This window comes from Enterococcus diestrammenae, from assembly GCF_049384045.1.
Classification (GTDB): Bacteria; Bacillota; Bacilli; order Lactobacillales; family Enterococcaceae; genus Enterococcus_C; species Enterococcus_C diestrammenae.
Map to the genome: position 1 here is coordinate 26,294 of NZ_JBMRGR010000024.1, position 7,397 is coordinate 33,690.

The 7,397-nt window shown below is 38.8% G+C and carries 6 protein-coding genes; 5 read left to right on the forward strand and 1 reads right to left on the reverse strand.

Annotated features, from left to right (window positions below):
* The first annotated feature begins 18 nt into the window (after positions 1 to 18).
* From ACO03U_RS12535 to ACO03U_RS12555, 5 genes are read left to right on the forward strand one after another with little or no spacing between them, the layout of a single operon-like run.
* Entirely contained in the window at positions 19 to 408 is a 390-nt protein-coding gene (locus ACO03U_RS12535) for a conjugal transfer protein (protein ID WP_002297349.1), read from the forward strand.
* Entirely contained in the window at positions 395 to 2,842 is a 2,448-nt protein-coding gene (gene tcpF, locus ACO03U_RS12540; RefSeq protein WP_204687316.1) for a conjugal transfer ATPase TcpF, read from the forward strand. The genes ACO03U_RS12535 and tcpF overlap by 14 nt, the downstream gene beginning before the upstream one ends.
* A gap of 4 nt (positions 2,843 to 2,846) precedes the next feature.
* Positions 2,847 to 4,970, forward strand: coding sequence for a CD3337/EF1877 family mobilome membrane protein (locus ACO03U_RS12545; RefSeq protein ID WP_204687315.1), 2,124 nt, complete (start codon positions 2,847 to 2,849; stop codon positions 4,968 to 4,970).
* Positions 4,967 to 5,971 carry a bifunctional lytic transglycosylase/C40 family peptidase gene (locus tag ACO03U_RS12550; protein WP_204687314.1) on the forward strand — a complete coding sequence of 335 codons (1,005 nt, stop codon included), beginning with the start codon at positions 4,967 to 4,969 and terminating at the stop codon, positions 5,969 to 5,971. The genes ACO03U_RS12545 and ACO03U_RS12550 overlap by 4 nt, the downstream gene beginning before the upstream one ends.
* 18 nt (positions 5,972 to 5,989) lie before the next feature.
* Entirely contained in the window at positions 5,990 to 6,898 is a 909-nt protein-coding gene (locus ACO03U_RS12555; RefSeq protein ID WP_204687313.1) for a conjugal transfer protein, read from the forward strand.
* A 259-nt stretch (positions 6,899 to 7,157) separates the two neighbouring features.
* Here the strand turns inward: ACO03U_RS12555 and ACO03U_RS12560 are convergent.
* Positions 7,158 to 7,397: hypothetical protein (locus ACO03U_RS12560; protein ID WP_423104887.1), on the reverse strand; the 240-nt coding region annotated here is incomplete at its 5' end.

The following is a 7,397-nucleotide window of genomic DNA, read 5'->3' on the forward strand; positions in this document are numbered from 1 at the left end:
TTTTTGAAAGGAGAAACCATGAAGAAAATAAAAAGCTATACCAGTATATGGGCAGTTGAAAAAGTCATTTACGCGATCAATGACTTTCAGCTGCCTTTTCCTGTGACCTTTAATCAAATGGCTTGGTTCGTTTTATCCTTGCTGTTTGTCATTGTATTTGCCCATGTGCCTCCACTATCCATGATAGAGGGGGCCTTTTTAAAATACTTAGGCATACCAGTGGCGGTTACTTGGTTCATGTCGCAAAAAACGTTTGACGGTAAGAAACCATTGGGATTTTTACGATCCTTTATCAGCTATCACTTGCGGTTTAAGGTCACTTTTGCAGGAAAGAAAGTCAAAGAACAGAAGAAACGATGGGACGAACCCATTACTCTTGTAAGGAGTGTGAACTATGTACCCGATTAAGTATATCGAAAATAATCTTGTCTTTAATCAAGAGGGAGAATGTTTTGCCTACTATGAGTTAATACCTTACAATTACTCCTTTTTGTCACCTGAACAGAAATATCAAGTACATGATAACTTTCGACAATTAATTGCGCAAAATCGTGAAGGCAAGATTCATGCTTTACAAATTGCGACAGAAAGTAGTATTCGTGCCACACAAGAGCGATCGAAAAAAGAAATTACCGGTAGACTCAAAGAAGTAGCGCAACAGCGAATTGATTTACAGACAGATGCATTAGTATCCATGATTGGCGATAGTCAGATTGATTATCGCTTTTTTATTGGCTTTAAACTAATTGCGACAGATGAAGAGGTCAATCTAAAGAATTTCAAGAAATCTTTCTTCTCCGGCTTTCAAGAATTTTTCTATGGCGTGAATCATCATTTGATGGGGGATTTTGTTTCCTTATCCAATGAAGAAATTCGTCGGTATACTAAGCTTGAAAAACTAATGGAAAGTAAATTGGCTAGAAGATTCAAAGTCAGACGAGTCACACCGAGTGATCTAACTTACCTGATTGAACATATCTATGGTGAAAAAGGTACACCGTTTGAAGAATATGAATTTCAGCTACCAAAGAAAAAGCTGAAGTCGGAAACTTTGGTGAAACGTTACGACTTATTACGTCCTAGTCGTTGTTTGATTGAAGAAAAGCCTCGTTACTTACGCATGGAACATGAAAACCATGAATCATATGTAGCGTACTTAACAATCAATACGATTGTAGGAGAGATGGAATTTCCTTCCTCAGAACTCTTTTATTACCAGCAACAACAATTCACTTTTCCAATTGATACTTCAATGAATGTAGAGATTGTAACGAACAAAAAGGCACTAGCTACCGTTCGAAATAAGAAAAAGGAATTAAAGGATTTAGACAACCATGCTTACCAATCCGATAATGAAACGAATGCCAATGTATTAGATGCGTTGGATTCTGTGGATGAGTTGGAAACCACTTTGGATCAGTCGAAAGAATCCATGTACAAATTGAGCTATGTGGTTCGAGTGAGTGCCGAATCGGTGGATGAACTAAAGCGCCGTTGTGATGAAGTGTTCGATTTTTATGATGATACCAATGTGAAACTAGTCCGACCCTTTGGCGATATGATGGGCTTACATGAAGAGTTTTTACCTTCAAGCAAACGCTATATGAATGATTATATCCAGTATGTTACGTCTGACTTTTTAGCGGGACTTGGGTTTGGAGCCACCCAAATGTTAGGCGAGTTAGAAGGTATTTACTTTGGCTATAACGTAGATACGGGGCGCAATGTTTACCTGAAACCAGCATTGGCTTCACAAGGGGTAAAGGGTTCAGTTACCAATGCACTAGCCGCGGCTTTTCTCGGTTCTCTTGGTGGTGGGAAATCTTTTAGCAACAATCTCTTGGTCTACTATGCTGTTTTGTTCGGTGGACAAGCTGTGATTGTCGATCCAAAAGGGGAGCGAGGAGGATGGAAAGGGACCTTGCCAGAAATTGCGGATGAAATCAATATTCTCAACTTAACTAGTAAGCCAGAAAATCAAGGTCTGCTTGATCCCTATGTCATCATGAAGAAAAAGAAGGACTCGGAAAGTCTAGCAATTGATATCCTAACTTTTTTAACAGGAATTTCTAGTCGAGATGGGGAGAAGTTTCCAGTGTTGCGTAAGGCTATTCGAACCGTTACCCAAAGTGAGCAACGAGGATTATTACAAGTCATTAATGAGCTTCGAAAAGAGGACTCGCCAGTTGCGGAAAATATTGCGGATCATATCGAGTCCTTTACCGATTATGATTTTGCCCATTTGCTTTTCTCAGATGGTTTGATTACCCAGTCGATTAGTTTAGATAAGCAGTTAAATATCATTCAAGTAGCGGATTTGGTTTTACCAGATGCGGAAACGACTTTTGAAGAATACACTACCATGGAGTTACTAAGTGTTTCCATGCTGATTGTCATTTCCACTTTTGCCTTGGACTTTATCCATAGTAATCGAGAAATTTTCAAGATTGTGGACCTGGATGAGGCTTGGTCATTTCTTCAAGTAGCACAAGGAAAGACGTTATCGAATAAGCTCGTTCGTGCTGGTCGGGCCATGAATGCCGGGGTTTACTTTGTCACGCAAAATAGTGACGATTTACTGGATGAACGCTTGAAGAATAATATCGGGTTGAAGTTTGCATTTCGCAGTACCGATATTCATGAAATCAAGAAAACCTTGGAATTCTTTGGCTTAGATCAAGAAGATGAAAGCAATCAAAAACGCTTGCGAGATTTGGAAAACGGCCAATGCTTAATGCAAGATTTGTATGGTCGGGTAGGTGTGGTCCAAGTTCATCCAGTCTTTGAAGAACTCTTCCATGCCTTTGATACTCGTCCGCCGGTTCAAGAGAGAATGGAGTGAGGGGATGAAAAAGAAACTTTTTCGGATTGCAGGAATGATCGCAATCAGTCTCTGCGCTATTTTACTTCTTCTCATTCTGATTGGAACGGTAGCCGAGGCGACAGGTCTGGTTGATGATACAGTTGAAGCGGGAAATCTCTATTCTCAATATTCTCTTGGTAACTATCAGTTGGATTTCTTTGTGGATAGCTCCTGGGATTGGCTGCCTTGGAATTGGGGTGACGGCTTAGGGAAGAGCGTAATGTATGGCCTGTATGCCATTACCAATTTTATCTGGACAGTTAGTCTTTACTTATCAAATGCCACGGGCTATGTAGTTCAAGAAGCTTACAAGTTAGATTTCATTTCAGACACGGCTGAAAGTATTGGAAAAAATATTCAAACCTTAGCCGGCATTACCGAAAATGGACTCCAGACCTCGGGATTTTACTTTGGATTTCTATTATTGATGATTTTGGCTCTAGGAGTTTATGTGGCGTATACCGGATTATTAAAACGAGAAACCACCAAAGCAGTTCGAGCCGTAATTAATTTTGTGATGATTTTTCTACTATCGGGTTCCTTTATCTCGTATGCGCCCACCTATATCACAAAAATCAATGATTTTAGCTCAGACGTTAGTGAAGCGGCTCTTAGCCTTGGGACCGAGATTGTTGTACCCAATTCGGAAAGCCAGGGAAAAGATAGTGTGGATTTGATTCGAGACACTTTATTTTCGATTCAAGTCCAACAACCTTGGTTACTACTACAATTTGATGATTCTAATATAGAAGAAATTGGCGAAGATCGTGTCAATAAGATTCTATCCGTGAGTCCGGATGAAAATAAAGGCAAAGATCGGGAAGAAGCGGTCAAAGCCGAGATTGAAGACAATGACAATGCGAATTTAAGTATTACTAAGACCATGAACCGATTAGGAACCGTGGTCTTTTTGGTGTTGTTCAATATTGGGATTTCCTTCTTTGTCTTTCTTCTGACAGGGATTATGTTGTTTTCGCAAATTCTCTTCATTATATTTGCGATGTTTCTTCCCATCAGTTTCTTATTGTCCATGTTGCCGACTTATGAAAGTTTGGGCAAGAAGGCGATTATTCGCTTATTTAATACGATTATGTTGCGAGCAGGTGTCACCTTGGTGATTACGACTGCATTTAGTATCTCCACGATGTTTTTCAACATTTCCGCAACCTATCCATTTTTCATGGTTGCTTTTCTGCAAATTGTGACCTTTGCCGGTATCTATTTCAAATTGGGTGACATTATGAGTATGTTCAATCTCCAAAGTAATGATAGCCAATCAATGGGCAGACGGGTTATGCGAAAACCGCAAATGTTAATGAATCGAAAATTGCGGCAACTCAATCGAAATGTGGGACGGACTTTGGCTTTTGGCGGTGGTGCAGCAGTCGGAAGTAAGTTGACAAAGGAACAATCAAAATCCAAATTTAAGCCATCTGATTCTTCTCTACGAAAGAACTCACGATTACTTAACGATCAGGAGGCACCATCTGACTCGACTAATGAAAAGCCAATCTCAAATAATAAGAAACAATCCCGAATGAATTTGGCCGGGAGAAAAATCGGCAAAGTTCTGGATACCCAAGCTTTGGTGAAAGATAAGACCAAAGAAGTAAAGGATCAGGTAAGGAATACGCCAACGAATTTGAAATACAATCTCCATCAAGGAATCGAAAAGACGAAAAAAGCACCAGAAGAATTCAAGCGCGGACTGGTCCAAGAAAAAGCAAATCGAGCGGGGTTGCGAGAAAAACAACGACAACGTAGAGATGAAAAAGTGGCTGAAAAGCGCAAAGTATTGAACGAAGCAGGGAATCGTCATGGTAAAAGAAGGGGAAATGTTCCGATAAAAACAGAGCACCAACCTCAAAAAGATAAGACGCCGAAGAAAGAAGTATCAAAGCGGATTGTAAAAGGCAATCCGAATCCCGAAATCAAACGAAAACTCGCTAGTCAAGAAATCATTTCAAAAGGGAAAAGCCAATCATCAAGTAAGAAAAATTCTTTCCAACAAGTGAAACAGCGGTCTACTCTTCCCAAGCGAACCAATCAAAAAGTACAAAAAAGAATGAACCCTCGTCCAAAATCAAGGTCGGGTGAGAAAAAATGAACGTAAAGAAATTAAGTATCATTTCGTTAACATTCTTGACAATCTCCTTTATGGCCATCTTGATGTGTGTGGGTTTGTTGTTTGGTGAAGACAGTGAAGGAAGTGGAAGTTCAGATGCTTCTCCTGGGGGTAGTAGTGTTTCAGAAGAAGTCTTGAAATACCGTGTAATGGTGGAAAAATATGCCAAAGAATCAGATATCTCAGAATATGTCCCGATTCTTTTGGCGATTATTCAAGTGGAATCTGGTGGCACAATGGAAGATGTTATGCAGAGTTCGGAGTCAGCCGGGTTGCCACCAAATTCATTAAGTACTGAGGCATCCATCAAACAAGGGTGCCTCTATTTTTCGTCTTTGGTTAAGCGTTCCAAAGAACTAGGATGTGATCAAGATAGTATTATTCAGGCTTATAACTATGGTGGTGGGTATTTGGATCATGTCGCGAAAAACGGGAAGAAGCATAGTTTTGCTTTAGCTGAATCTTTTTCAAAGGAAAAATCGGGCGGCCAAAAAGTAGACTACCCCAACCCAATAGCGATTAAGGAAAATGGTGGGTGGCGGTATAACTATGGCAATATGTTTTATTGCTTATTAGTGAAGCAATACCTAACTACAACACAGTTTGATGATAAAACCGTCCAAGGAATTTTTGACGAGGCGTTTAAGTATGAAGGAACAGCCTATGTATTTGGTGGATCAAGTCCCGAAACGGGGTTTGATTGTAGTGGCTTGACTCAATGGTGTTATGCAAAAGTAGGTTTAACACTTCCTCGAGTGGCTCAGGATCAATATGATGCCATGACCCATATTGATTTAAAGGATGCCAAACCAGGTGATTTAGTTTTCTTTCATTCGACCTATGATGCCGGTACGTATGTGACTCATGTCGGTATTTATGCAGGAGAGAGTCGCATGTTTCATGCAGGAGATCCAGTGGGATGGGCGAATCTAACAGAAAGCTATTGGCAGCAGCATCTTATCGGGGCCGGTCGATACAAATAAAAGAAAAGAGGAATAAAGATGAAGATAAAAATTGAACGAAATCAAAAGGAAAAGACCCAAAAAAAGAAGAAAGAACGAGTCGTATCCGTGGGCAAGCATCGAAAAATGGTGCTTGCCCTTTGGCTTTTATTGTCTTGTAGTCTTGCTTTTGGCATCTACAAAAATTTCACCGCCATTGATCAGCATACAACTCATGAAAAAGTGGTTGTGAAGGAAAAGGTAGTGAATACTTCTGGCGTTGAAAGTTTTACGAAGAATTTTGCGAAAGAATATTTTTCATGGAAGAATAATAAGGAAGTAATTGAAAAGAGAATGAATACTCTTGAGCAGTACCTTACAGAAGAAGGTCTCGCTTTGAGTCAAGATATGGTCCGGACAGATATTCCTACTAGTTCTGAAGTTCAATCAGTAAAAATTCAAAATGTTGAGAAAGGCTCGGAAGAATTTACCGTTTCATTTTTAGTGGAGCAAAAGATTACGGAAGGGAAAAAGACACAATCAATTTCTTCTGCATACCGAGTGACGATCTTTGAAGATGAAAACAGGAATCATATAGTAACGAGTTTGCCCACCATGATTGCAAAACCTGATAAAGCACAATATAAAGTAAAACAAGTTGAAAGTGATTCAAAAATTGATTCCAAAACAACAGAAGAAATCACTGAGTTTTTAGAGACATTTTTCAAACTTTATCCAACTGCTTCAGAAAAGGAACTTGAATACTATGTGGAAGATGACGAGATGCAACCAATTGATGGTAAACTTAGATTTGTGGAATTGGTTAATATTATTTTTCAGAAAAGAGGAGAGAGTATTTTAACAAATATTGTTGTAAAATATCTAGATGATAATGGTAAGACGACTATCAACTATCAGTATCAACTTATTTTAAAAAAGTTTGAGAATTGGAAAATCATCAGAGAATAATTGTTTATAAAATTTTGAATTGTTAACGAGTCTAACGAAATAAGGAGCCTAAAACAAGCAGTAGGAAAATGTTATAAGCTTGTTTTAGACTCTAATTATTTGTGTTGAATATTCCAAAAATCTGATTGACATGATACGAGTCCATCATTGCAATGATATAACAAGTTTTCCATAAAACGTAATCTGAAAAAAAGCTATTTTTAGATATTTCTTGAATTATGAAATTTACTCATTTGAACACGTATGAGTTATAAAAGTATTATTTTCGATTTATCCTGGCGAGTATCGTTGCAGAAATTAACAATAGTCCCCCACCCAATGAAGCGAAGATTCGACTAATTTCTGAAGATTCATTTGTCTTTGGGTAGACTTTATCTGTTTTCTTTTCTTGGCTGCCAGAAGTATTATTTATTGTTACAAGGGAACTGGAATCTGATGAACTGGAATCTGATGAACTGGAATCTGATGAACTGGAATCTGATGAACTGGAATCTGATGA